This window comes from Clostridium sp., from assembly GCF_050717635.1.
Classification (GTDB): Bacteria; Bacillota; Clostridia; order Clostridiales; family Clostridiaceae; genus Clostridium_AD.
The window spans coordinates 57,408-84,087 of record NZ_JBOITO010000029.1 but is presented as its reverse complement, the minus strand read 5'-3'; the positions used below and the strand labels follow the sequence as shown (position 1 = coordinate 84,087).

The following is a 26,680-nucleotide window of genomic DNA, read 5'->3' as shown; positions in this document are numbered from 1 at the left end:
TACCAAAACACAACGATTATAATTGAATTATAGAGAAATATGACGTATACTGTAAAATGTACTTAGGAATGTTTATGCGAGGTTGAAAAGAATGTAACTTTATGTAAACGAAATAAAAATCCGAATGGAGGACTTTTACATGATTCGCTTATTAAAATCATTCACGTTTGACCTATTAAAATTAACACCGGTATTTGTAATGGCCGGGCTCATGATATCTGGAATGGATGTATTGATTGCAGCACCAATTGCAACTATTTACGCAGCTATAATAGCATCGTTAACATGTAAATTTAAGTTTAATGATATTGTTAATTCTGCCGTGGATAACGTAAAAGAAATGCAGTTGGTTTTCTTTATTTTAATGGCAGCTTATGCAATGGCAGAAGCATTTATGGCCACAGGAGTAGGCGCATCAATAATTAATATTTCATTAACTCTTGGAGTAACTGCTAGAACGGTAGCTGTTACAGGATTTTTAGTGACGTCAATATTATCAATTGCAACAGGTACTTCATGGGGGACTTTTGCAGCTTGTGCTCCAATTTTCCTATGGCTTAACCATATACTAGGAGGGAATGTATTACTTACTACAGCAGCAATTGCTGGTGGAGCTTGTTTTGGAGACAATATAGGACTTATTTCTGATACAACAGTAGTAAGTTCAGGTATTCAAAAGGTTGAAGTTATTCACAGAATTAGGCATCAAGGGGTATGGTCACTTATGTGTCTAGTAATAACTGCTATTATCTTCTATTTCGTAAGCATTGGAATGGGACTACCAAATATAGCTGGTAATGCAGGGGAAGCAATAAATCAAATTCCAAAAGATGTATGGGCATCACTTGAAAAAGCCAGACCATCTGCGGTTGAACTTTTAAATCAAGTAAAAACTGGGGTTCCTGTTTATATGATAATTCCATTATTAATTGTACTTGTAGTAGCAATTAAAGGTCTTCCAACTATTGCATGTTTAGGAATTGGAATAATAGCTTCTTTAATTCTTGGTCTGGTATCAGGAACAATAGAATCTGTAACTGAATTTTTAGGATTAATGAAGACCGGATTTTCAGACGCAGGTTCCTGGGTTATTGTTATGATGATGTGGGTTGGTGCCTTTGGAGGTATAATGGGTAAAATGCATGCATTTGCTCCAATATCAAGATTCATTGCGTATATTTCAAAAAATGTACGACAACTTATGTTTTGTAATGGAGTATTGTGCATTTTAGGAAATGCCGCATTGGCAGACGAAATGGCACAAATTGTAACAGTAGGACCAATAATTAAAGATTTACTTGAAGATAACGTAGAAGCTAGCGAAGAAGATATGTACACATTACGCTTAAGAAATGCTACTTTTGGAGATGCACTTGGTGTTTTCGGGTCGCAGCTTATTCCGTGGCACGTATATATAGGTTTCTACGTGGGGATAGCATCAGCTGTTTATCCACTTCACAACTTTGTACCTATTGATATAATAAAATATAACTTTATGGCTATGGTAGCAGTAGGCTCATTGTTAATACTTACCCTAACAGGATTAGATAGATTTGTACCATTATTTAGATTACCAAGTGAACCTAAGGTAAGATTAAAGAAAAATTTGTAGATATGTAAAAACCCTGAGGAGCGTTAATAGATTTTGAGGAAAAGAAAATATAGCATCCTCAGGTAATTTCAAGGTTAAATTAATCCATAGTCAAAAATTTATCTATAACCATACTTAAATCTTCTTGAATATCTTCTTCAGAAAACTTATTTTCATCTGTGTTATGTCCCCATGTAACGTTTATTGACAAATTTCCGTAATTCTTGTCGCTTACATAATTAAATTCATAAACTATTTTTTCATCTTCTGGTATTAAAACACGTGTCCCTTCAATTTTAAGTTTATCCTTAAATAATTTTATAACTTCGTCTTTTAAAAAAAAATAAAATTCTTCTTTACTACCAACATATTTTTCTCTGGAAATCATGTATAAGCCTCCTTTTACTATAATAATATTCAGATTCAACTATAAGGGTGCTAGTAATTATATATATTTTATGAAAAATTTCATATTTTTATAAAATATTTACGTATATATATATATATAGCATAAATTAAGGGGGGATATATTGTGAAAGTAAAAATTAAAAGTATATTACCATTACTAATAGCAATAGCAATTGTTAGTATGGCTGCTGTGGGGTGCAGCAAAAAATCTAATTCTACTTCAAATTACGTATCTAAATCTCAAACGGCGGTTTCTGAAGATAAAAGTGGTTTAAGTGATAACTCTGCCACTAATGATGTGAAAAATGATAATAAGAAAGAAAATCCTTCTAAGCAGACTACAGTTGATCCACTAAATGGTCAGGGTAAGATAATAAGAAACGGCTCTATACAGATGGAAACATTAAGCTTTGATGAAACCGTAAAACAAATTTTAAGTAAGACTAGTAGTATAGGAGCATATGTGCAAAGTTCAAATGTTTCAGGTAAAAGCATTGAATCAAAATCATCTGAAGAAAATAGAAGAGGTGAATTTATACTAAGAATTCCTAAAGTCAAATTTGATAATTTCATACTAAATATTGGTAATTGGGGAAGCATTACAGATCAACAAATTTCAACTGAAGATATAACTTCTGTATATTTTGATACACAGGCACATTTAAAATCATTAACTATTCAAGAGGAAAGACTTATAGAACTTCTAAAAAAAACTGGTGAACTTAAAGATATAATAGCATTAGAAAATGAATTAAATAGAGTTCGCTATGAAATTGAAAATTTAACCGGTAGTCTTAAAAAATGGGATAACTTAATAGATTTTTGCACACTAAACATACAAATTTCTGAAGTCCATACAATTAAGGAAAATCCTGTTTCTCTTGGAGATAAAATTGCAAATGGATTTGTTAATTCAGTGAATTCGTTAATTGATTTTGGTAAAGGATTTATTGTTATTATATCTATATGCATACCTTATTTAGTTATATTGTCTATTGTACTTTTAATAATTAGATTTATATATAAACTCAGAAAAAGAAACTGAATACATGAGATCTAGTAAAAACAACAATATAAAAAAAGTAGAAGCATATGGTTATGCTTCTACTTTTTTTATTTACGAAGTTAGAAAATATACAGATAACATTAAAGATTATAAAGAATATGTCGAAATATATAATAACATTAAAAATGAAGCGGGGGTTATATTGTGAAGAAAAACTTATTCAGCAAAAAAGTTATAAAGGAAAGAAAACCAAAAGGTAAAAAATTAAGTTTCCAGTTAATATCATTGCTTATAGTGGCATCATTTCTACCTATATTATTAGTTTCTTTGGGTACATATTACAGTTTATCGAAGAATTTAAAAAGCGAATTTGATAGCAGTGCAAATCAAACTACTTCAAGAGTGAATGAGGCTATAGACTCATTATATAAATCAAATTCTGAATCTACAGAAATGTTATCTAACGATCCAAACGCAGTGATGATTAATGCAAATCCTGATTCTGCACAATGGCTAATGAAAAGCTTTGAGGGATTCATAAAAACTCATCCAGATACTTTAAACATATATCTTGGGACTACAGATAAGCAGATGTACCTTGCACCAAAGACTGACTTACCTGAAGATTATGATCCAACTTCAAGAGGTTGGTATAAGGATGCAATTACTAATGAAGGCAAAATAATTTCTACAAATCCATATATAGATGCTGCTAAACCTGAACTTAAAAAATATGTAATTACTTTTGCAAAATCAGTTAAAGATAACGAAGGAAACATTGTAGGCGCAATCGGAATAGATGTAGACTTAGAACTAATCTCTAATATGGTTCAGAATATTAAATTAGGTGAAAACGGCTATTCAGCTGTAATAGACAGCACAGGAACAATTATAGCTCACAGTGACAAAGAATTGTTAGGACAAACCACAAAAGAACAGCCTTGGATAAAAAACATTATGGATTCTAAAGAAAATAAACTTACGTTAAACATAAATGAAAAAAAATATTTAGTTTATAAGAAATTAGATGAAAAAACTAATTTAACTGCAGTAGGTTTTATTCCATTATCAGAACAAACATCAAAGATTATAACAGGATTAACAATACCCTTTATAGTTTTAGTATTATCACTTATATTTATGATTGTAGTAGGAACCATATTTTCGTCTAAAATAACAAAGCCCATGGAAAAATTAATTAGTGTATTAGCTAAAATTAAAGAAGGGGATTTCACCCAACGAGTTAATCAAAATAAAAATGCAAGCCTAGAAGTACAAGAAATTATTGAATCGGTAAATAATATGATAGGAGATATGGTTGTAGTTTTAGGGAATGTTGTAGATAGTTCAAATAAAGTTAAAGATTCAGCAGAATCTTTAGCGGCCACTACTGAAGAATCTAATGCTGTTGGGGATGAAGTTGCAAGAGCGGTGCAGCAAATTGCACAAGGTGCAAATGAGCAGTCTCAAATTCTAGAGGATAGTGTTAATTATTCCATCACACTAGGAGAAGAAGTAAATAAAACTACTATTAATGCCAAAAATATGATTAAAGCATCTTTAGAGGTTAAACACTCAACTGAAGAAGGAATTATTGTTGTTAATAATTTAAGGAGTGTATTCGAAGAAAATACTAAGGCTAATAATGAAGTAGCTAAGAAGGTAGAAATTTTAGCTGAAAATTCAAATAAAATTAGCGCAATAACTGATACTATAAAGGCAATAACAGAGCAAACAAATTTATTAGCCTTAAATGCTAGTATAGAAGCAGCAAGAGCAGGAGAGGCAGGAAGAGGCTTTGCAGTGGTTGCAGATGAGGTTAGAAAACTTGCAGAGCAATCTTCGGTTTCAGCTACTGAAATTGAAAAGGTAGTAAGCGTAATAAGGATAAGTGTTGATGGAGTCCTGGAGCAAATAATATATTCTAAAGAGTTAGACGCTAAAACTGGTAAAAATGTGCAAACTACTAATGATACATTCAAGAAGATTGAATGCGCAATGGAATTACTTCAAAATGATATGAATAGTGTAAATAACTCTTTAAAAGAAATAAGTAGTTATAAAGATAAAGTAAGTGAAAAAATTGAAAATGCAGCAGCTGTATCACAAGAGACAGCTGCAACGTCAGAAGAGGTAAGTGCTTCTACAGAAGAACAAGCTGCCGGACTTCAAGAAATAGTAAGTGCTGCGGAAAATTTAAACGCTCTTGCTGAAAATTTAAGAGAAAGTATCAGTAGATTTAAAATATAGTAAAATTTATTTTGAGTAAAGCACCTGATTTATTTAGGTGCTTTTACTATTTAGTGAATAATATTGGATTGCAGATATTAAATAATAAATGTATAGTTAGTTAAAGCCTATAAAATAACTGTATAAGGAAGGTGTTTTTATGAAGATATATTCGTGGAATGTAAATGGTATTAGAGCTATAAAAGGTAAAGGATTTATTGATTGGGTTTTAAAAGAACAGCCAGAAATTTTATGCATTCAAGAGACAAAAATTCAAGAAGTTCAAATCAGCGAAGAGCTTAAAAATATAGAAGGTTATTACTCATATTTTTCTTGTGCAGAAAAGAAAGGATATAGTGGGGTAGCTACATACACTAAGCAAAAACCTATATCTGTTACTTATGGCATTGGAATAGAGCGATTTGATAGTGAAGGTAGAATAGTAATAACCGAATTCGAAGAATTCACTCTTTTAAACATATATTTTCCTAATGGTCAAAAGGATGAAATAAGATTAAATTATAAAATGGATTTCTATGATGCACTATTAGATTACTGCGAAATACTTAGGGCAAAAGGTAAAAAATTAATTATTTGTGGAGACTATAATACTGCTCATAATGCAATTGATCTTAAAAATCCAAAGGCAAACGAAAAATATTCAGGATTCCTGCCTATAGAGAGGGCTTGGATGGATAAGTTCATATCCAGTGGGTATGTAGATACCTTTAGATATCTACACGGAGCAGAGACAAAATACTCTTGGTGGAGTTATAGGTTTAAGGCTAGAGAAAAAAATGTGGGATGGAGAATTGATTATTTCTTTGTAACCCAGGATTTGTTGTGTGAAATAAAGGGTGCAGATATTTTAAATGAGGTTATAGGATCCGATCATTGTCCTGTTAGTATTAATCTGCTGTAAAAATTATTTAATGTATATAATAAGATATTTTGAGGGAGGAAGTTATAATATATGAATATTGAGATAAACTTATATCCTATTAAACTAAAAAAGAAATACGGGTATATAGATAGGGAAGGAATAATAGTTATAGAAAATAAATTTGATTATGCAGAGGAGTTTTACGATAACCTTGCAATAGCCAGTGTAGAAGATAAGTATGGTTTTATTAATAAGGCTGGAGAGTTCGTAATTGAGCCTGTGTATGATGATGTTAGGCAGTTTAGTGAAGGCTTTGCAGAAGTAAAATTAAAAGGTCTGAGTGGATATATTGATATGCGTGGAAACCTTATTGTGAATCCAAAATATGAAGAAACTAATTTCTTTATGGAAGGAAGAGCAGCCGTGAAAAGTGGATATATGTGGGGTTATATAGATAACGAAGGTAGTGAAGTAGTTCCAACGAGTTTTCTAGATGCTCAGGATTTTAGTGAAGGACTAGCAGCAGTTCAAATAGGCGGCAAAATAGCTTATATAGATAAAGATGGAAAAGTTATAATAGATGCAAAATACGATTATGCTTATGCCTTTAAAGATGGCATTGCACCTGTTTGCACTAATGGAAGGTATGGATATATAAATAGTAGTGGAGAGAACATTATACCGCTTCATTATACAGTGGCTGGAGAATTCAATGAAGGTTTAGCACCAGTTGAAGTAAGAGATAAATACGGATTTATAGATGACAAGGGTAAGATTGTCATAAAGCCTAGCTTTCAATGGGCAGATAGCTTTTACAAGGGAATTGCTGCAATTTCTGAAAACGACAAATACGGTTTCATTGATAAAAGTGGCAGTATTATAATACCTGCTATTTTTGATGATGTGGATATTATAAGCGAAGGTTTAATAGCTGTTCAAATAGGAGAGAAGTGGGGTTACATAGATTGCATCGGTAAAATAGTAATAGATGCAAGTTTTGAAGAGGCCTATGAATTTACTGATGGAATTGCAAGAGTTGAACTAGGAAAGAGAATTGGATATATTGATAAACTAGGGGAATACCTTTGGAAATTACAATCTTAAAATTCTAGAATAAGCATCTATATAAATTATAGGTGCTTTAATTGCACCTGAAAATTTATTTTACACGAATATAGAAACTTTTACAGTATAGAATAATAGTATATAGATAAAAGAATAGAAAATAAAGTTAACATAATATTATGATTAGTTAAATGTTATAAATATGCATAAGTTAGCATAGTTATATGGTAAAAGTAGCAAGCTATAGGGGGATTTGAACCATGAAGGTTCTATTGTGTGTTAGACAAGATTATTGTAGGGATTTTGCAGGTGATTCTGTGCAAGTAATTAAGACAGCTGAGTATCTGCGGAAGTTAGGGTTAACAGTAGATATAAATAATGGAGGAATATACGATTATGCAGGTTACGATATAGTACATTTGTTTAATCTCGCAAATACGGGAGAAACATATAGATACTATAAGATTGCAAATTTTTATAAAAAACATTTAGTAATATCACCTATGCACTTAGATACGAAAAAATATAATACTATAAACAATAAAATTGAAAGCATAAAGTTATATGAAAGATGTAGAAGTTATAAAGAGGAAATTTTAAAAAAGAGTAAGGTTATATTTTGCAATAGTGAATTAGAAAAACAGCTTATTCAAAATGAATTTAATGTTAAAACAGGATATAGAGTTATTTATAATGGCGTAGAAGTTGAGGATGAAGAGATACCACTATATAATTTTAAAGAGAGGTATAATTTAGACAATTATGTTTTATCCGTGGGAAGAATATGTGAGAGTAAAAATCAACTTGCACTATGTGATGTATGTGCTAAACTCGGAAAACAGTTAGTCCTAATAGGAAGTGGTAATGACAAAGAATATCTCAAAAAATGTACTGATTATAAAAATGTAGTATATTTAGGATTTATGGATAATTACAATGTATACAATGCCTATAGATTCGCAAAGGTGCATGTGCTACCGAGCTTTGTAGAAATGCCTGGCTTATCAACACTTGAAGCAGCTGCAAGCGGTTGTAATATAGTTTCAACTGTGGAGGGTTGTGCTAGTGAATATTTTAAGGATATGGCTCTATATTGTGATCCATATGATAAGACAAGTATCTTAAAAGCAGTAAAGAGTGGATTTGAAAAACGTAAAGATAGTAAACTTAAAGATTATGTTAATGAAAATTATAACTTTGAGGGATCAATAAATGAATTATATAAAACTTATCTAGAAATTCATAATTAGATATTTTTGGGGGCACATAACAATTATTAATTGTTATGTGCCCCTAATTTATCATTTAATCTCTCAAAACAGTGAAAACTATAGCGATTTAATAATTAAAGTAGTAAACTTCTTAATTTATTACAACTTTTATTGTATAATAAGACATAGAACGTTATTAGGAGAGATGCAAATGGATAAAATTGAGTTACTAGCCCCTGCTGGAAGTATGGAAAGTGTAATAGCAGCAGTGCAGATGGGCGCAGATGCAGTTTATATAGGAGGAAGTAAATTCTCAGCAAGAGCTTTTGCTTTTAATTTTGATAATGAAAATATAGCACGAGCTGTAGATTATTGCCATATTTATGGAGTTCGTGTATATGTTACTGTAAATACCTTAGTAAAAGATAATGAATTGAAAGAAATTATGGAGTATGTAGGGTTTTTATATAGTGTTGGGGTCGATGCTTTAATCCTTCAAGATACTGGACTTATATACTTAGTAAAAAATAATTTCCCGGACTTTGAAATGCATGCGTCTACACAAATGACGATCCACAATGGTGAAGGTGCTTTGCTTTTGAAAGATATGGGCTTTAAAAGAATAGTTTTATCAAGAGAGCTAAGTCTAAAAGAAGTTAATTACATATCTAATACATTAAAAGTTGAAACAGAGGTTTTTGTACATGGAGCCTTATGTATCTGCTATTCAGGTCAGTGCCTCATGAGTAGTATTATTGGCGGTAGGAGTGGGAACAGAGGAAGATGTGCTCAACCTTGTAGACTTCCTTATACACTAATAGATAAAAACTCAAATAGGACAGATGAAGCATATCTTTTAAGCCCAAAAGATATTTGTACTTTAGATAACTTAAAAGATATTGTTGCAACGGGTACATCTTCACTAAAAATTGAAGGAAGAATGAAAAAGCCAGAATATGTTGCAGGTGTGGTGGAGATATATAGAAGAGCACTAGACAATGTTTATAATAAAACAATACAAAAACTAGATGTGGACACTAAAGTTTTAACACAATTATTTAATAGAGAAGGGTTTTCAAAGGCATATCTATATGGTAATACAGGAAAAAATATGATGGCATATAAGGTTCCGAAAAATTCAGGACTTCCAATAGGTAGGGTAGCTGCTGATTTGTCAGTAACCCTTTTAGAAAATGTAGCTTTAAAAGATGGTATAATGTTTTCAGATGATGGATTTTCTATAGCCAAAATTATTATGGACGGAAAAGATGTAGAAAAGGCAGTAACTGGGAGTAGAGTTATGTTAAAACCAACTAAATATAAAGCTGGAGACTTTTTATATAAGATATCTGATGTAGAGCTCATGAATGAACTTGCAAAAAGTTATATTGATAAATATAAGAGGAAGATAGCGCTAAATCTTTCAATAGAATTTAGTGTAAATAAGCCCCTTTGCATAAGTGCTAGTTACATGGGAAAGAACTTCCACGCTTTGGGAGATTTGGTTCAAGTAGCTGTAAATAAACCATTAGAAAGCCTACGTATTATCCAAAATCTATCTAAAACAGGAGATACCCCTTTTAAAATAAATGAAGTTAAATTTGAGAGCTTTGAAGAAGGGTTTGTACCTATGGCTGCCTTAAATTCAGTGAGGCGGGAGTTAATAAATGATATTCAAAATTATATAATAGGAAAGTATAAAAGAGAAAAAAATAATCAGATTAATTACAATAAAAAGCTCGTTGAACCTCAGAAGAATAAAGACAGTAATATACCAGAGACACTTATATATGTCACAACCCAGGAACAATTAAAAGCTGCGCTAGAAATGGGCTTTGATAATATTGCTATAAATCCTTTTATGAGACAATGTAACATTGACTTATCCCTCTGCAGTGCAAATATGTACCTTAAAATCCCTAATATTATAAAGGGTGAATTTGAAAGCGTATGTGAGTTTATAGAAAATAATTTATGCAGAGTAAAAGGTATTATTACCGCTAATCTAGGGATAATTAATAGATTCAATAAAAAAACAATTATAATTGGAGATTATAAATTAAATATTTTTAATAAATATTCTGGAGATTTTTATCAAAACTTCCTTAATGGAACTTGCATTAGTGCTGAACTAAATCAAAAGGAAATCAAAGAAATAGCAGTTAAAAGTTCACTACCACTTCAAATCATGATTTATGGAAAATATGAACTTATGGTTAGTGAATACTGTGCTATAGGAAGTGTTTTTGGTAATAAAAGCGAGAATAATACTTGCGTAGAAAAATGTACCAGTGGATCTTATACACTTAAAGACAGAAAAGGCGAGCAGTTTAGTATTAACACAGATAAATATTGTAGAAGTTATATTTACAATAATGTTCCGGTAAATTTGATTTCTAATATGTCTGAAATCGTAAAAAACAATATTTGTTCCTTTAGATTAGATTTTTTAGATGAAAACTATGACGAAACTATAGAGGTTCTTAAAAATTATATTAAAAGGGAATGGCCAGGAGAATTTAAAAACTATACTAGAGGCCACTATAAAAGAGGCGTTGATTAAACCATAATATATGATAAAGGAAAAACGGTGAAATTATGAATAAAAAATCTTTAAAAGTTTTAGAATATAATAAAATCAAGGAGAAAATCAAAGGATATTCACATACTACAGCAGGTAAGGATTTAATAGATAATTTAGAGCCTTACACTAATATTTATGAGGTAAAAGAACATTTAAAGGAAACTAATGAGGCACTACTGCTTTTATCAACAAAAGGGAGTGCACCTTTTGAGGGCATATATGATGTTCGAAGTGCAATAATAAGGGCATCTAAAGAGGCATCTCTTATGCCTTCTCAACTACTTCGAATAGCTCAAATGCTAAGATGTGCTAGATTATTCCAGAATTACGTGGGTAATAAAGATGATGAGATGTCTTCTAGAGTTTTAGAAGACATATGTATTGGAATTGTTCCAATAAAAAAATTAGAAGATGAAATTTTTATAGCTATAATAAGTGATGAAGAACTTTCGGATAGGGCTAGTAGTTTGCTCTTCAATTTAAGAAAATCACTAAAAGAAAAAAATTCTTCTGTAAAAGATAAGGTTACATCACTAGTTAGGTCCAACGCAAAATATCTTCAAGAAAGTCTTTATACTATAAGAGGGGATAGATATGTAATTCCTGTTAAAATAGAGTATAAAGGTAGTGTTCCAGGTATAGTTCATGATCAAAGTTCCTCAGGTGCTACACTATTCATTGAACCAATGAGCCTGGTAAACTTGAACAATGAAATAAAAGAAATTATGTTAAAAGAAAAAGCTGAGGTTGAAAGAATTTTAGCAGAGCTTTCCTATAAAATATATGAGAATATAAATATCGTATCAAACAATGCAAACATAGTATGGGAATTAGATTTTATTTTTGCAAAGGCAGGCTATGCCATCGAAATTAATGCTATTACTCCCAGTGTTAATGAAGATGGTATAATAGATATAATTGAGGCTAGGCATCCACTGATAGATCCAAGGGAAGTAGTGTCAAGTAATATCTATTTAGGAAGAGATTTTACCTCCTTAGTAATAACAGGACCAAATACAGGAGGTAAAACAGTAACTTTAAAAACAGTAGGCTTAATCCAGTTAATGGCTCTTAGTGGAATTTTAATTCCAGCTAGAGAAGGCTCCACAGTTAGTTTTTTTCATGAGATTTTTGCTGACATAGGAGATGAGCAAAGTATAGAGCAAAGCTTATCTACATTTTCTTCTCATATGACAAACATAGTAAATATCATTGAAAAAGCAGATGTAAAATCATTGGCACTATTTGATGAATTGGGAGCTGGAACTGATCCAACAGAAGGTGCAGCTCTTGCAGTTTCAATCTTAGAAGATTTAAGAGCAAGAGGTACAAAAGTCGTGGCAACCACACATTATAGTGAATTAAAAGGATATGCACTAAAAACAACAGGGGTAGAAAATGCTTCTGTAGAGTTTAATGTTGATACTTTAAGCCCAACCTATAGACTAATAATTGGCGTACCAGGTAAATCAAACGCTTTTGAAATATCTAAGAGATTAGGTCTGCCTGATTACATTATTAAGAATGCTAGAGAAAATATTTCTAAAGACACCCTAGAGTTTGAAGAATTAGTTCAAACTCTTCAAGAAAAGAGCATAAAGGCAGAAAGAGATGCTAGAGCCGCAGAAGGACTGAAACTAGAAGCTAGTAAGCTTAAAGATAAATATCAAGAAAAGTTGTATAAAATGGAAAATATCAGAGAAAACGCAATGTATCAGGCTCAAAGAGACGCAAAACAATTAATTAGAAATGCTAAGGAAGAATCAGATTCTATTATTAAAAAGATGAGAGAATTAGAAAAACTTGGTTACTCTTCTGACGCAAGGCAAAAGCTTGAAGAAGAAAGAATAAAAATCAAAAACAAACTGGAAAGCTTAGATATACAAGGAGTAAAGAGTACTGACGAACTAGGTGAGAAGCTAAAGTCTGTAAAACTAGGTCAAGAGGTTTATTTGCCAACTCTTAACCAAAAGGTTATTGTAATTTCTAAACCTGATAGCAAAGGCGAAGTACAGGTTCAAGCCGGAATTATAAAAATAAATGTTAAAGTAGATGACCTTAGAAAGTCAAAGATTACTGAAGAAGATAAGAAAAAGGCAAAAATTATTAAAAGAGAGCTGAAGCTGAATTTAAGAAGTGTATCCTCATCTGTAGATTTAAGAGGTATGGATTCGGAGGAAGCTATATATACTGTTGACAAGTATTTAGATGACGCCTATTTAGGCGGCCTTAAAGAAATTACCATTATCCATGGTAAGGGCACAGGGGTTCTTAGAGCAGCTATTACTGACATGTTAAAGAGGCATGGCCATGCTAAAACCTATAGACTTGGAGATTATGGTGAAGGTGGTAGTGGTGTTACTATGGTAGAACTTAAATAAGGACGGTGAGGTTATGTATATTGTGAGTGCTTGTTTATGCGGCATTAATTGTAAATATGATGGTGGAAATAATCTAGATGAAAGGGTGCTTAAACTCTTAAAAGAAGGAAAAGCAATTCCCGTTTGTCCAGAACAACTAGGTGGACAAGAAACTCCTAGGGCTCCACATGAAATTGTTAATGGAAACGGTAGGAATGTTCTAGATGGTAAAGCTAAAATTCTTGGACCTTACGGTGATGATGTAACCTCTGAGTTTTTAAAAGGAGCTTATGAAACTCTTAGAATTGCAGAAGCAGTTTCCGCGGATATTGCTATATTAAAGGCAAGAAGTCCTTCTTGCGGAACAGAGCAAATATACGACGGAACTTTTAGTGGAGCTAAAAGGCCTGGTAATGGAGTTACTGCGGAGTTATTATTAGAGCGAGGTATAAAAGTTTTCACAGAGGAAAATCTAGATAATCTTAAAGATTTATAATTATAAATTAGGAGGAATTAAAATGAGTTATAAAGAAGTTTTAAAAGAAGCTAAAGGTAATTTAAATAAAAGTTGTAGAGTATGTCCTGTATGTAATGGTGTGGCTTGTGCTGGAGAGGTACCTGGAATGGGTGGCAAAGGAACTGGAGATGCCTTTAAAATCAATATAGAGGCGCTAGCGGAGTATAAACTTAATATGAGAACTATACATGATGCAAAAGATCCTGATACATCTGTAGAATTATTTGGCCGAAAAATGGATATGCCTGTATTTGCAGCACCCATATCCGGCACTACCTTAAATATGGGTGGTAAATTTAGTGAAGAGGAGTACATATCTTGGGTTATTAGTGGATGCCTCTCTGGAGGAATTTTTCCTATGGTAGGAGATACCGCTGTAGATTCATTTCTAACAACAAATCTTTCTGAATTAGAAAAACAGGGTGGAAATGGAATTGCAATAATAAAGCCTTGGGAAAATGCCAATGTTATAGAAAAAATTAAATTAGCAGAAAAGGCTGGTGCGTTTGCTATAGGTATGGACATAGATGCTTGTGGTCTTATTACTCTAGCACTTGCTGGTAAGCCAGTTATGCCTAAAACTGTAGAAGAAATCAAAGAAATTGTTTGTTCAACTAAGCTTCCATTTATTCTTAAGGGGATAATGACTGCAGATGATGCAAAACTTGCTGTAGAGGCAGGGGTAGCTGCAATTGTAGTATCAAATCATGGAGGAAGAGTACTCGACCAAACTCCTGGCGTTGCACATGTACTAGGTGAAATTGCAGAGGAAGTTAAGGGAAAAGTAATTATTTTAGCCGATGGTGGAGTTAGAAGCGGCGTAGATATACTTAAAATGTTGGCGCTAGGTGCAGATGCTGTACTTATTGGCAGACCATTTGTAACTGCATCCTTTGGAGGTAAAGCAGAGGGAGTTAAATCTTATATTGATACAATAAAGGGCGATTTAAAATCAGCTATGGTACTTACAGGGTGTAAATCAATTGAAAATGTGAATAGTAGAATTTTATATTAGATAACTTAAAGTCACTAAATATAGTGACTTTTTTTACGTCCATAATGTGTGCTATAATTATACAGTGACAATGAAATCAAACAAGATGCCACTTGCCACGTGGGTGGCACCATATAGGAAGTGAATATAATGTTAGATAGAGAAATGCATGTTCCATTATACATACAGCTCAAGGAAGAATTAACCAATAAGATTAAAGAAGGCACATGGGAGATAGACTCTCAAATACCTACTGAAATAAAACTTATGGATGATTACAAGGTTGGTAGAGCTACCGTGAGGCAGGCTGTATCACTACTTGAAAATCAAGGGTATTTATATAAAAAACAGGGTATAGGGACTTTTGTAGGTAGAGTTCAGCCATCGCTGGGATTTGAGCCTCTAATAAGTTTATCATTTTCATTAAAAGCTCGAGGTATAAATCAGAAAAACATTATTGTGAATAATACAACCATTATGCCAGATAAAAAACTTTTGAGTATCATGAAATGGAAGGAAATGAAAGCTTGCTATTATATGAAGCGGATAAGGTATGCGGAAGGTATCCCTATTGCTGTAGAGCATTCTTACTTTCAAGATGAATACAAAGAGGCACTTAATAAATATGATCTTAGTGGATCTGTGGCAAAAATCATAATTGAAGATTTAAAACTTAATATTGTAAAGGTAAATCAAATTATTGAACTTAAAGCACCAACAAAACTAGAAGCTGAAGAACTTAAACTAGAAAAGAATATAAAACTTCTAAATATGCAAAGATGGATTTATATTGATGGTTTGGATGAGCCGTTTTTCTATTTGAATTTTATTGTTCCAGAAAATATTTGTTCTTTTCCTATATAAATTCACAGAAATATGTTGCAAAATCTACGAAACATCCATATACTTATTATTAGAGCGAGAGGTTCGGACGTCCTAATGTTAAGGAGTGGTTATTTTGAGTAATAGTTTACATCGGCTTGAAAATGAGATAAGAAAAAAAGTATCTGTAGATGTACATCTTAGGGAATGGCATTCTTCTATTGTGCTAGAAGGTACGGTTTCAACTTGGAATGGATTATTTACAGCAGGGAAAATGTGTACTAACCGAGGTTACAAAGGTGTAGTAAACAGGCTTATGGTTAACAATTTAGAAATGCCAGAAATGAGAAAACCTAAGCTTTCAGATGAATTTCTCCAAGATAAAAATTATGATGTACTTATAATAGGTGGGGGAATTACAGGGTGTGCCATAGCAAGAGAACTTTCTAAATGGAAGCTTACAATATTACTTGTGGACAAGGAAGAAGATGTGGCGATGCATGCTTCTTCTAGAAATGATGGTATGATACACCCAGGTATTGAGAGTAAGATAGGGTCTAAAAGAGCTATATTTAATGTTAAAGGAAATGAGATGTATACTAAAATTTCTGAGGAATTGAATGTAAAAATTATCAGATGCGGTTCTAGTGTTCTTTATAATAGCAAATGGATAAATATGGTTAAGCCTGTGCTGAATATACGAGCTAAAAAAATGGGAGTTAAAGGAGCCACCTTCATGTCAAGGGATGAAGTGCTTAGAAGAGAACCAAATATTGCAGTACCAATAGTTGGAGCTATACATTTTGATACTACTGGAGTAACCTCGCCCTACAAGATGACAGTTGCATATGCTGAAAATGCAGTAGACAATGGTGCTGAAATTTCTCTTAATACCGCGGTTCTTTCAATAGAAAAGAACAATGAAAAGATTTCGAGTGTACTAACAAATAGGGGAACTGTATATCCTAAAGTAGTTATTAATGCTGCTGGCGTGTTTGCAGATAAAATTGCTGATATGGTAAATGATCAATTTTTTTCTATTCATCCCAGAAAGGGAGAAATAATTTTTCTCGATAAAAAAAAGGGCAAACTTATTAACGGAGTTATAGCAAAGCCAAGTCTAGCCATGCCTTCGGGAAATACTAAGGGTGGAGGAATAGTAAAAACAGTAGATGGGAATGTGCTGATTGGGCCGGACGCTTATGAACAACCATTTACTGAGGATTTTACCACCAACATGGATAATATAAATGCACTAATGAAAAAACATTTTAAATTAATAAAAGGTTTTAGCCCGTCTGATGTTATTACCTATTGTGCCGGGATAAGAGCTGCTACTTATGAAGAAGATTTTGTTATTGAAAGATCTGAATATATAAAAAATCTAATTTATGCAGCAGGTATTCAATCTCCAGGGTTTGCGTCGGCGCCCGCCATAGCTATGGAAATTGAAAAGATAACTTGCAGTGTTTTGTCAGAGGTAATGGACGTTAAGGCAAAAGAAAAATGGAACCCTAGGAGAAAAGGCATTTCTGATCTATGTAATATGGATTATGAAACTAGAAGCAAAATAATCAAAGCAAATCCTTCATATGGTGAAATTGTTTGTAGATGTGAGGGGACAAGTAAGGGTGAAATAATTGATGCAATTAATTCGCCAGTACCAGTGTATACAGTAGATGGAATTAAGAGAAGAGTAAGAGCAGGTATGGGAAGGTGTCAAGGTGGATTCTGTCTTCCAACTGTTTTGAATATATTGTGCAATGAGACAGGCTTACCTATGACTGCTATAACAAAGAAAGGGAATAACTCAAATATATTAGTAGAAGAAACAAAAAACAGTGTTGTATATGAGGTGAACAAAAATGAAGAAATATGATGTTATAGTTTTGGGTGGCGGTCCGGCTGGTCTTTCAGCTGCAATAGCATCCTTTGATAAGGGTATGAATACTCTAATAATTGAAAGAGAGAAAAGACTAGGAGGAATACTAAAACAGTGCATACACGATGGCTTTGGATTAGTTACATTTAAAGAAAAATTAACGGGTCCAGAATATGCTGAAAGATTTATTCAATTAGTTGTGGAAATGAATATACCAACACTCCTGAATACCTTTGTAATTAAGGTGAAAAAAATAGATGCTGGTTTTATGATTACTATGGTAAATTCAAAAAATGGTGTTGAAAAAATATGGACTAAATCACTAATCCTAGCCAGTGGATGTAGGGAAAGGACATCCAAACAGGTTTTTATAACTGGCACAAGACCTGCAGGGATATTTTCAGCAGGAACTGCTCAATATTTTGTAAATATTGGAGGTTATCTTCCTTGCAAAAATTGTGTAATTTTAGGAAGTGGTGACATTGGACTTATTATGGCAAGAAGACTAACGCTGGAAGGTGCAAAAGTATTGGGAGTCTATGAAGCAAAAAGTACTCCATCAGGGCTTTCTAGAAATATTTCTCAATGTTTAAATGATTTTAATATACCTCTTCATCTTTCAACTACTATAACTAGGATATTCGGAGATGACAGGGTGGACGCAGTAGAGGTAGCGAAAGTAGATGAGAAGATGCAACCCATAAAAGGTACAGAGGAAATTATTAAATGTGATGGAGTGATACTTTCAGTGGGCTTAATACCTGAAAATGAAATAGCAGAAATGTTAGGAATTAAGTTTGATAATGCAACAAAGGGTCCTGTGGTAGATCAAAATTTCATGACTACAGTGGAAGGTGTGTTTTCCTGTGGAAATGCATTGCATGTAAACGATTTAGTAGATTATGTTTCTGAAAGTGGTAAACTTGCTGGAGAAAATGCTGGTGAATATGTTAATGGAACTCCTTTTAGAAAGTTTATAGATGTGAAAATGGTAGGAAGTGATTTTTTATATGTAGTGCCTCAATTAATTGATGTAAACTCCGAAAATAAGAGTGCAGTGTTGTATTTTAGGTCTAGGGATGTTAGAGATAATATGACGGTTACTATTAAATCAGAACAAAATATATTATTTGCTAAAAAATACATGAAACTTAAACCGCCAGAAATGGAAAGAGTTCACTTGAAGTTAGAAGGTGATTTTTCTAGTGGCGAGGTAGAAATTTTCATGGAAGAGTTCTAAAGGGGGAGGGGTAACTAGATGGAAAACTTCACATGTATATTATGTCCTAATGGTTGTAGTCTGACCGCATGCAAGGTGGGGGAAGAGTGGGAGATAAAAGGTAATAAATGCCCTAAGGGAAAGGAATTTGCAATAAACGAAATAACTGATCCAAGAAGAAGTGTATGCTCAACAATAAAGACTACATTTGAAAAGGTCCCAAGATTACCGGTGAGAACAAATGGAGAGGTTCCATTAGAAGATATATTCAATGTAATGGCTGATATAAACTCAAAATATGTTGATAAACCAGTACACACTGGAGAAGTGGTAATAGAAAATGTGTGTAATACAGGTGTAAATGTAATTGCTACATCGGATTTATACTATTTACTGGGGGAGGAGAAGAATGAATAGAGATGGAGGCTATATTTTAACCCTTGATTGTGGAACCCAAAGTGTGCGCGCAATAATATTTGATGACAGTGGAAGCATAATTGGGAAAGAAAAGATTGAAATTGAACCCTATTTTTCTAAGGTACCAGGATGGGCAGAACAAGATCCAGATGTCTTTTGGAATAATTGTTGTACTGCCTGTAAAACATTAAAAATCAAACAACCTGAGCAGTGGAAAAAAATTATCGGAGTTACAGTTACAACACAAAGAGATACTGGAGTTATAGTTGATAAACAAGGTAAACCACTAAGACCAGCAATAATATGGCTTGATCAAAGAATGGCAAAATGTGAAGAGCCACTAGCATTTTATGATAATCTACTTTTTAAAGCCATTAGAATGGATAAAGCTATTGAAATGACAAGAAGAAAAGCTAAATCTAATTGGATAATAGAAAACGAACCCGAAATATGGGAAAGAACACATAAATATCTCCTACTATCAGGCTATTTTATTTTTAAACTAACTGGTAAATTTGTAGATTCTGTAGCTAGCCAGATTGGTCATATACCCTTTGATTATAAAAATCAATGTTGGTCAAAATCTAAGAACAGTTACAGATGGAAAATGTTCGGAATAGAAAGAGAAAAATTATATGATTTAGTACAGCCTGGAGAAATAATTTCGAATGTTACAGCTTGTGCATCTGAGGAAACTGGAATTAAAGAAGGTACAACCGTTATAGCAGCAGGTTCAGATAAAGGTTGTGAAACACTAGGAGTAGGATGCCTAGATCCTTCTACTGCCAGCATGAGTTTTGGAACTACGGCTACAGTACAAATCACTTCAAAATCTTATTTGGAACCTCTTCAGTTTATGCCGCCTTATCCTGCATCTATACCAGGATATTACAATCCTGAGGTGGAAATATTTAGAGGTTATTGGATGATAAGTTGGTTTAAAAAAGAGTTTTGCTCAAGAGAAATGGTAGAAGCAAAAGAAAGGGGAATATCCCCGGAGAGTATACTTAATGAAAAATTGAACGATATACCCCCAGGATCTCAAGGGCTTATACTTCAACCTTTCTGGGGACCAGGGCTTAAGATGCTTGAGGCTAAAGGCTCACTTATTGGTTTTGGGGACGTTCATACTAGAGCACATATCTATAGGGCAATAATAGAAGGAATAAATTATGCTTTGATTGAAGGATTAGAAAAGATAGAGAAAAAGTCTAAAGTAAAAATAAAAACAGTAATAGTTTCTGGTGGAGGTTCTCAAAGTGATGCTATATGTCAAATAACAGCTGATATGTTCAATAGAACTGTACTTAGAGGACAAACCTATGAAACTTCTGGTCTTGGCGCAGCAATAAATGGATTTGTGGGGCTTAAAATATTCGAAAGTTATGAAGAGGCAGTAAAAAATATGGTTCATTATACGAGTACCTTTGAACCAGATAGTAAAAATACAGAAATATACGGGAAATTATATACAAAAGTATATTGCAAAATATATCCAAAGTTAGAAAGTTTGTTTAAAGAAATTAAAAAAATCACTAACTATCCTAATATATAAAGCAAGTTTGAGGGGGAATAAATTATGAGCAAAAAATACGAAGGCTTTACACCAGATTGGTATGAAGAAACGGCTCCTGAAAAATCATACAGGTCCATTTTAAGGTGGGGGAATCCGAAAGAATTTAAACATCCTAACTGGAGACTTTACAAGCTTATGAAAAGCACCTTTAATATGACCGATGAAGATTTTAAACAAAAGGAGAAAATGGGACTAGAAGAAGTTTCATTTAATTTGCCTATTGCACTCACAAAAGAACAAATAGATTCATTTAAGGCAATGGTAGGAGCAGAAAATGTATTGGAAGATGAATACTCAAGGCTTCAAGTGGCATATGGAAAGACAATGCTTGACCTTATGAGACTCAGAGAAGGAATTGCAGAAAATGTGCCAGACATAGTTCTTCATCCAAGGGATAGTGAAGATATAAAAAAAATAGTGGAATATTGTAATAATGAAAAGATAAATATGTATGTGTATGGTGGTGGGTCCTCAGTAACTAGAGGAGTAGAGTGCACAAAGTCTGGAATTACTCTTGATATGAGAGTGCATATGAATAAAGTAATAAAATTTAATGAAATAAATCAAACCATAACTGTAGAAGCTGGTATGTCTGGTCCTAAATTAGAAGAAACACTAAATAATGCAAAGCAGCTATTTAATGCAAAAAGAGCATATACATGTGGACATTTTCCTCAATCTTTCGAATTCTCAGTGGTAGGTGGATGGGTAGTTACAAGGGGAGCCGGTCAAAATTCTACATACTTTGGGAAAATAGAAGATATGGTTATTTGCCAAGAATATGTTACCCCAGCAGGAATAATTAAAACTGAAGAATATCCAGCAAATGCAACAGGACCATCCATCGATGAAATAATGATGGGCAGTGAGGGAGCATTTGGAATTTTAGTATCTGCAACACTTAAAATATTTAGATATATGCCTGAAAATCAAAGAAAGTTTTCATATATGTTTAAAAACTGGCAAAACGCTATGGATGCTGCCAGAGAAATAATGCAGGGTCAATTCGGTTTTCCCTCTGTGTTTAGACTTTCTGATCCAGAGGAAACAGATATAGCTATGAAACTTTATGGAATAGAAGGCACTCCTATTGAAAAAATCATGGAAATGAAAGGCTTTAAAAGTGGAGAAAAGTGTATGTTCCTTGGCTTTACAGATGGAGAAAAAGAATTTACAAAAGTTGTTAAAAAAAATGTTCACAAGATATGTAAGAAATTTGGTGCTATGTACACTACCAAATATGTAACGGAAGGATGGGAAAAAGGAAGATTCAGAGATCCATATATGAGAGAGGACCTTCAAGACTATGGAATAATGACAGATACTTTAGAATGTAGTGTTTCATGGGATATAATGAAAGATGTACACGCGGGGGTAAGGGAGTATTGTAAGAGCAGACCTAATACTATATGCATGACCCATATGTCTCATGTCTATCCACAAGGAGCAAACTTGTATTTTATATTCATAGCAAAAATAAATAACATAAAAGAATATCTAGATTATCAATATGGAATATTAGATAATATTCAAAAATATGGAGCAGCTATGAGCCATCACCATGGTATTGGCAAAATGACTGCACCTTGGCTAGAAGATCAAATTGGAAAGAATCAAATGGAAGTGTATAGAGCGCTGAAAAAGCATTTTGATCCTAACAATATTATGAATCCTGGGGGAACTATAGGCCTTGACTTACCTGATGATAAAAAGAGGGTAGTAAGAGTATAGAGAAAAGGGATGTTGGGATATATGTATTAAATCATCCTATTTTACAGGAGATAACTTAAAGTTATCTCTTTTTTAATGGTTTACTTTATTTACAAAAAGAACTGACAAAATATATTTTGTTAAAATACTTGACAAAATATTTTTTGTTAAGTATAATTGTAAATATAAGGAACGTGGGAGATGCTAATTATGAAAATTACAACAGGGCAAGCTGCACGAGGGGATAACTTTTTTAAACGGCCTATTTTAATAAATAAGTTATGGAGAAAAATAGATTCAGATAGTAGTATTATAATTTCAGCTCCAAGAAGAGTTGGAAAAACATCATTGATGAGATATATAGAAGATAATCCAGGGGATAACTTCTATGTAGTTTATGTAATTACTGAGTCAGTATACGATGAAAATAAGTATTATAAAGAAATTGTAAAGGCTATTTTAAATAGTGATTCAATAAAGAAAAGAGATAAAGTAATAAATTCAATTAAAGATTTAGCTAAAAATATTTTTAAAAGCGTAGACGAAGTAGGTATAGACTCCGTAAAGTTTAGTAAAAATATTGAATTTAATTATTATGATAAGTTTATAGAAATTATGAGATCTATTGATTTAGATGGACACAAATTAATTATAATGATAGATGAATTTGCCCAAACAATAGAAAATATTCAACAAAAGGATGGAATAACATATGCAGTTCATCTTCTTCAAAGTAATAGATCATTGAGACAAAATAGTGATATAAATAATAAATTTCAATTCATATATACTGGTTCCATAAGCCTCGAGGGTATTGCTAGACGAATGGACTCTTCAAAGTTTATAAATGACCTAGATATATTAAAAGTAACGCCACTAAGTGATACAGAAGGAAAAAATCTTATAAATGAACTTCTTAAGGGACTTGATTTTACAATGGATGATAATACTATAAATCATATGATTAATGAAATTAAGTGGTTAATTCCTTTTTATATTCAACTTGCTATGGATAAAATTCAAGATATTTATGATGAAGAGAATATATGCGCTATTTATAATAACTCAGTTGATATAGCAATTAAAAGTATGATCGAAGAAAATAATAAATTTAGTAGTTGGCATGAGAGGCTTAAGGTGTACAAAAATAATGACTATAAGTTCGTTATAGAAGTATTAAACATAATATCTATAACTGAAACCAAGAAAATAACCTATAACGAAATGCATGATTTAGCTGTGCAATATAATCTCTCTGATACATATAAAGATCTTATAGATACTCTTATAGATGACGGATATTTAAATAATGATGAGGAGGATAAAATATATACATTTACTTCTCCTATATTAAGAATGTGGTGGTGTAAAAAAATTGCAAACTAATAGTTTAAGTCTTTATAATCCTAATAACTTAAAAGAGGAAGAGTTAGTTAATAGTTTTGTAGTAAGAGTAAAAGAATTTCAAAAAATCTATAAAGATATAAAAAATTCTGACATGAAATATCCAGAACAACATTATATTATAGAAGCTGAAAGAGGATATGGTAAAACAACCTTATTAAAAAGATTATACTTTGAAATAAAAAGGGATAGTGAATTAAGTGAGAGGCTTATTCCTGTTATCCTACCAGAAGAGCAATACAATATTCGTAAACTATCTAAACTCTGGGAGGTAACGACGCAGCAGCTTGAAATGGAAAGCGACGAATTTAAAGGTCTTTATAATGAAATGGTTAAGTATTCTGAGGAAGAAGATTATGAAGATATATGTTTTAAAATCCTCGAGAAAAAACTTAAAGAAAAAAATATAAAGTTAATACTGTTAATAGATAATACATTCGACATATTTAAGAAGTTCAAAATTTACGAACTGCAAAAACTTAGAGAAATTCTCTTAACTTCTGCTGAAATACGAATTATAGGAGCATCGTCAGAGGTTTTAGAATTTACTTTTGATTACAATAAACCCTTCTATGACTTTTTTAAGCATATAAAATTGAAAGGCTTAAACTTCGATGAGACTGTTGATTTTTTTGAAAAGTTAGGCGAGCTTTCTAATAAAAAATATATAAATGAGGCGCTTAAAAGTAATGGTTCAAAAATAGAAGCTTTAAGGAGACTAACCGGCGGTGCGCCAAGGATCATGCTATTACTTTTCAATACTTTTACTAAGGATAATGGGTCAGCCTTTAAAACGCTAGAAATATTAATAGATAGAGTAACACCTATTTATAAACACACAATGGATAGTTTATCTCCAGTGCAGCAAGAAATTGCTGATGTTATAGCGTTAAGCTGGGATGCAATAACCACAAAAGAAATTTCTGATAAAATAAGAATGCAAAGCAAGGAAGTATCAGCTCATCTGAATCAATTAGAAAAAAGTGGATTAATAAGAAAAATGCCTGTAAATAAGAAAAATTACATGTATCAAATTAAAGAACGATTCTTTAACATATGGTATCTAATGAGGTTTGGAGGAGAAGAAGAGAAGCATAAAGTGCAATTGCTTGTAGATTTTCTTGTAACCTGGTGCAGTAGGGGAGAACTAGCCCTTAAGAAGTTTGATAAGGGCGATATTGAAACACTTTTTAATTCATCCAAAATTCTTCTACGGAATAATCAAATAGAAGGATCAATTGAAAAGGCCCGTTTATTTTTACAATTATCTAATAGTACAGATGAATATAATAACTCTATAAATGAATATTTCATACTGCTAATGGCTAAAAAACAAAATAACTCACTATTTAAATTATTTAGCGATAGTGAATTTGAACTAAGGGATAAGTTTAAGCCTACTTATTATGCATTAATGTACTTTATGAGGAATCAGAAGGATCAATTTGAAATAGAGTATACAAAAGTCGGTGAAGAATTAGAAGAAACTGTTGAAGAGATTATATGCGAAGTTAATAAGATAGAAGAAGATAGTTAATAAAAACACACCATATTTTGAGAGGATTGTGATTATAATATTCATTAGTATTAGTAAAAAATTTGAGGACGCAGCACGGAAGAAGGAATATAATAGCTATAAAGAAATGGTAGAACAAATGAATCACATTAAATTTGAGTCAATTAATAATGAAATCCTTTTAAATAAATCATATGAGCTTAGGAATAAGGTTTCAGGTGGTGACGCTTTGGATGGCCTAATTATAGAAGCCTTTGAGCTTGTGGGGCAAGCGGTTAAAAGAGTCCTTGGACTATCTGTTTATGACGAGCAACTGATTGCAGGCATAGCGATGCATAAGGGAAGACTTGTAGAGGTGCAGACAGGCGAAGGTAAAACTTTAGCCGCTGTATTCCCTGCATACCTTAATGCACTTGAAGGTTTGGGGTGTCATATACTTACTTTTAATGATTATTTAGCGCGTAGAGATGCAGAATGGATGGGACCCATATATGAAATGCTTGGTTTAACTGTAGGGTTTGTGCAGGAAACTATGAAAAAGCACGAAAAGCAAAAGGCTTATGCCTGTGATATTACATATGTAACTGCAAAGGTGGCTGGGTTTGATTATCTTATGGATTCACTTTGTTATAAGAAAAGTGAACTAATGCTGCGTGCATTTAATTTTGCTATAGTAGATGAGGCAGATTCCATAATAATTGATGAGGCTAGAATACCATTAGTTATTAGAGGTTTTAAGTTTATCAGAGAAGAATGGAAATAGTACTTGATAGTGTACCTTTTAATATATTGGGCATAGAAAACCCTGAACTATTTACAAATTTAACTTCCTTTTTTAGTAAAGATACTGTAGATGAACTTGAACGACAAGTAGCTTTGTATAATATAGATCAAGTATGGTCTGATTATCTTGATCATGTAGCATATATTCAAGATGGTGTAAAGCTTAGTATAATTAGGGCCAAAAACCCACTAATAGAATTTCAAATGGCAACATCAGATACATATCAAAAGGTACAGCAGGAGATAAAAGACAGGATTTTACAAGATTTTGAAGCACTAGATTTATCAGAGAATGGACTCTGTAGCTTGCAAGAACGAATAAAACCACCTTCTTCAACTTGGACCTATCTGGTTAATGATAAGTCACTTATGGAGTCACTTTCTTCAGGATTCATTGGAGGCGCAATTTCATCTGTAGCAATGATATTTTCATATCCTGTTATTTTTGTAATTTCCATTTATAAAAGGATTTACAAAAGTCATATTTCATAAAATATACACAT

General features: G+C 32.5%; 22 protein-coding genes. 21 read left to right on the top strand and 1 reads right to left on the bottom strand.

Translation table 11 applies throughout. The annotated features are described in order from the left end of the window. Positions 1-139: 139 nt before the first annotated feature. Positions 140-1,612 carry a Na+/H+ antiporter NhaC family protein gene (locus tag ACREWB_RS12930; RefSeq protein WP_431547859.1) on the top strand — a complete coding sequence of 491 codons (1,473 nt, stop codon included), beginning with the start codon at positions 140-142 and terminating at the stop codon, positions 1,610-1,612. A 79-nt stretch (positions 1,613-1,691) separates the two neighbouring features. Here the strand turns inward: ACREWB_RS12930 and ACREWB_RS12925 are convergent, their stop codons facing one another. Next, complete coding sequence (locus tag ACREWB_RS12925; protein ID WP_431547858.1) at positions 1,692-1,979, bottom strand: hypothetical protein; 288 nt, start codon at positions 1,977-1,979, stop codon at positions 1,692-1,694. A 144-nt stretch (positions 1,980-2,123) separates the two neighbouring features. On the opposite strand from ACREWB_RS12925, the gene ACREWB_RS12920 reads away from it, so the two are divergent. The 20 genes from ACREWB_RS12920 to ACREWB_RS12825 all read left to right on the top strand — a co-directional run bounded on the left by ACREWB_RS12920 (position 2,124) and on the right by ACREWB_RS12825 (position 26,669). Further along, positions 2,124-3,044 carry a DUF4349 domain-containing protein gene (locus ACREWB_RS12920; protein WP_431547857.1) on the top strand — a complete coding sequence of 307 codons (921 nt, stop codon included), beginning with the start codon at positions 2,124-2,126 and terminating at the stop codon, positions 3,042-3,044. 4 nt (positions 3,045-3,048) lie between these two features. Continuing rightward, positions 3,049-3,213 (top strand): hypothetical protein, encoded by a 165-nt coding sequence (locus ACREWB_RS12915; RefSeq protein WP_431547856.1) that lies wholly within the window; start codon positions 3,049-3,051, stop codon positions 3,211-3,213. Continuing rightward, entirely contained in the window at positions 3,210-5,255 is a 2,046-nt protein-coding gene (locus tag ACREWB_RS12910) for a methyl-accepting chemotaxis protein (RefSeq protein WP_431547855.1), read from the top strand. Before ACREWB_RS12915 ends, ACREWB_RS12910 begins: the two co-directional genes overlap by 4 nt. A 139-nt stretch (positions 5,256-5,394) precedes the next feature. Next, positions 5,395-6,156, top strand: coding sequence for an exodeoxyribonuclease III (locus ACREWB_RS12905; protein ID WP_431547854.1), 762 nt, complete (start codon positions 5,395-5,397; stop codon positions 6,154-6,156). A gap of 51 nt (positions 6,157-6,207) precedes the next feature. After that, positions 6,208-7,221, top strand: coding sequence for a WG repeat-containing protein (locus tag ACREWB_RS12900; protein ID WP_431547853.1), 1,014 nt, complete (start codon positions 6,208-6,210; stop codon positions 7,219-7,221). A gap of 221 nt (positions 7,222-7,442) precedes the next feature. Further along, positions 7,443-8,432 (top strand): glycosyltransferase family 4 protein, encoded by a 990-nt coding sequence (locus ACREWB_RS12895; protein ID WP_431547852.1) that lies wholly within the window; start codon positions 7,443-7,445, stop codon positions 8,430-8,432. Between the two features lie 172 nt (positions 8,433-8,604). Next, positions 8,605-10,956 carry a U32 family peptidase gene (locus ACREWB_RS12890; RefSeq protein ID WP_431547851.1) on the top strand — a complete coding sequence of 784 codons (2,352 nt, stop codon included), beginning with the start codon at positions 8,605-8,607 and terminating at the stop codon, positions 10,954-10,956. A 35-nt stretch (positions 10,957-10,991) separates the two neighbouring features. After that, positions 10,992-13,358 carry an endonuclease MutS2 gene (locus ACREWB_RS12885; protein ID WP_431547850.1) on the top strand — a complete coding sequence of 789 codons (2,367 nt, stop codon included), beginning with the start codon at positions 10,992-10,994 and terminating at the stop codon, positions 13,356-13,358. Between the two features lie 13 nt (positions 13,359-13,371). After that, positions 13,372-13,833, top strand: coding sequence for a 2-thiouracil desulfurase family protein (locus ACREWB_RS12880; RefSeq protein ID WP_431547849.1), 462 nt, complete (start codon positions 13,372-13,374; stop codon positions 13,831-13,833). A gap of 22 nt (positions 13,834-13,855) precedes the next feature. Then, positions 13,856-14,869, top strand: coding sequence for an alpha-hydroxy-acid oxidizing protein (locus tag ACREWB_RS12875; protein WP_431547848.1), 1,014 nt, complete (start codon positions 13,856-13,858; stop codon positions 14,867-14,869). Between the two features lie 129 nt (positions 14,870-14,998). Next, positions 14,999-15,712: a GntR family transcriptional regulator gene (locus tag ACREWB_RS12870; RefSeq protein WP_431547847.1), complete on the top strand. Its 714-nt coding sequence runs from the start codon at positions 14,999-15,001 to the stop codon at positions 15,710-15,712. A 94-nt stretch (positions 15,713-15,806) separates the two neighbouring features. Further along, the gene (locus ACREWB_RS12865) at positions 15,807-17,549 is read left to right on the top strand and encodes an NAD(P)/FAD-dependent oxidoreductase (protein WP_431547846.1); all 1,743 of its coding nucleotides are present in this window, start codon (positions 15,807-15,809) and stop codon (positions 17,547-17,549) included. After that, the gene (locus tag ACREWB_RS12860) at positions 17,536-18,792 is read left to right on the top strand and encodes an NAD(P)/FAD-dependent oxidoreductase (RefSeq protein WP_431547845.1); all 1,257 of its coding nucleotides are present in this window, start codon (positions 17,536-17,538) and stop codon (positions 18,790-18,792) included. Before ACREWB_RS12865 ends, ACREWB_RS12860 begins: the two co-directional genes overlap by 14 nt. 18 nt (positions 18,793-18,810) lie before the next feature. Continuing rightward, on the top strand, positions 18,811-19,188 hold the full coding sequence (locus ACREWB_RS12855) for a DUF1667 domain-containing protein (protein ID WP_431547844.1): 378 nt from the start codon (positions 18,811-18,813) through the stop codon (positions 19,186-19,188). Further along, the gene (locus tag ACREWB_RS12850) at positions 19,181-20,743 is read left to right on the top strand and encodes an FGGY-family carbohydrate kinase (protein WP_431547843.1); all 1,563 of its coding nucleotides are present in this window, start codon (positions 19,181-19,183) and stop codon (positions 20,741-20,743) included. The genes ACREWB_RS12855 and ACREWB_RS12850 overlap by 8 nt, the downstream gene beginning before the upstream one ends. Before the next feature lie 24 nt (positions 20,744-20,767). Further along, positions 20,768-22,495 carry an FAD-binding oxidoreductase gene (locus ACREWB_RS12845; protein ID WP_431547842.1) on the top strand — a complete coding sequence of 576 codons (1,728 nt, stop codon included), beginning with the start codon at positions 20,768-20,770 and terminating at the stop codon, positions 22,493-22,495. A 189-nt stretch (positions 22,496-22,684) separates the two neighbouring features. Further along, on the top strand, positions 22,685-23,860 hold the full coding sequence (locus ACREWB_RS12840; RefSeq protein ID WP_431547841.1) for an ATP-binding protein: 1,176 nt from the start codon (positions 22,685-22,687) through the stop codon (positions 23,858-23,860). Beyond that, positions 23,850-25,415, top strand: coding sequence for an ATP-binding protein (locus ACREWB_RS12835; protein WP_431547840.1), 1,566 nt, complete (start codon positions 23,850-23,852; stop codon positions 25,413-25,415). Before ACREWB_RS12840 ends, ACREWB_RS12835 begins: the two co-directional genes overlap by 11 nt. 28 nt (positions 25,416-25,443) lie before the next feature. After that, positions 25,444-26,157 (top strand): DEAD/DEAH box helicase, encoded by a 714-nt coding sequence (locus ACREWB_RS12830; RefSeq protein ID WP_431547839.1) that lies wholly within the window; start codon positions 25,444-25,446, stop codon positions 26,155-26,157. Beyond that, entirely contained in the window at positions 26,148-26,669 is a 522-nt protein-coding gene (locus ACREWB_RS12825; protein ID WP_431547838.1) for a hypothetical protein, read from the top strand. Before ACREWB_RS12830 ends, ACREWB_RS12825 begins: the two co-directional genes overlap by 10 nt. The last annotated feature ends 11 nt before the right edge of the window (positions 26,670-26,680 follow it).